Here is a 1,072-nt window from a genome sequence, read left to right as displayed (position 1 = left end):
GGTGCCGGGCCGCCCCGGTGCTGCCCGCCCCGGGCGCGGGCAGGGCCGTCTCGGCGGGCCCGTCCCGGCCGGTGTCCGTCCCCGGGCGGGAGGCGTCCCCGGGCGGAGGGCCGTCCCGGTACTGCCCGTCCTCGGGCGCGGGCATGGCCGCCCCAGTGCCTTGTCCCCACGGGCGCGGGCGGCGCGTCCCGGCGGGGGTCGTCCCGGGCGCGAGGCCACTCGGCCTGAGCACACCAGGCGAGGGGCGTCGGTCGCCAGGACCACCCACCGCAGGCCGCGGGGCCGCCCGCCGCGAGGGCTCCGGGCCGTCAACGGGCCGTGCGTGGGACGCACCGGAGGCAGCGGGTCGGGAGTCGGGGGCGCGCCGGAAATCGGCGACGTGCCAGGAGTCGGGGGCGCGCCGGAAGTCGGCGGCGGGCCAGAAGCTGGGCACGCGGGCCGGGCCGACTACGGCAGGCGCAGGGCTCGCAGGCGCAGGCGCAGCTGGATCTCGAACTTGGCGGCCGGGTCGGCGAGGTCGAGGCCCGCGATCTCGTGGGCCCGCCGCAGGCGGTAGCGCAGCGTGTTGGGGTGGATGTGCAGCTGGCGGGCGGCCAGCCGGGCGTCCTCGCCGGCGGCGAGGTAGCGGGCCAGGCTGTCGAGCAGTTCCGTGCCGCGCTCGCGGTCGTAACGCTCCAGCTCGGCGATCGCGCCGAGCGGGTCGTGCCCGGCCTCGTCGGCCAGGTCGACCGTCTGCATGAGCAGCGCGTCCAGGTGGACATCGCGGATGTGGGCGGCCGCGCCGCCCGCGCCGCCCAGCCGGGTGAGGAGCCGGACGACCAGGTCGGCGTCGGCCCGGGAGCGGTCCAGCGCGTCGGGGCCGGGGACGGTACGGCCCACCCCGGCCACCAGCCCGGACCGGTCCTGGAGTTCGCGGACGACGCGCGCCAGCCGCTGTTCGTCGCGCACCGGCAGCACGGCGTAGCCCGCGCCGTCGGCCTCCGCGTGGACACCGCCGTGCGCCGCCCCGGCCGGTCCGGGGAACCCGGCGAGCCCGTCCAGCCCGGCGAGCGCACGCCGCAGCGGCTCGCCG

At 79.9% G+C, this 1,072-nt stretch carries 1 protein-coding gene; it reads right to left on the bottom strand.

Annotated elements, in window-relative coordinates:
• Positions 1-447: 447 nt before the first annotated feature.
• A partial coding sequence (locus EEJ42_RS31405; RefSeq protein ID WP_184503360.1) for a PucR family transcriptional regulator occupies positions 448-1,072 on the bottom strand: 625 nt, incomplete at its 5' end.

It is taken from the genome of Streptomyces botrytidirepellens (genome assembly GCF_003721215.1).
Lineage (GTDB): Bacteria > Actinomycetota > Actinomycetes > Streptomycetales > Streptomycetaceae > Streptomyces > Streptomyces himastatinicus.
The sequence above is the reverse complement of the archived record's forward strand: the minus strand, read 5'-3'. Positions and strand labels throughout refer to the sequence as shown.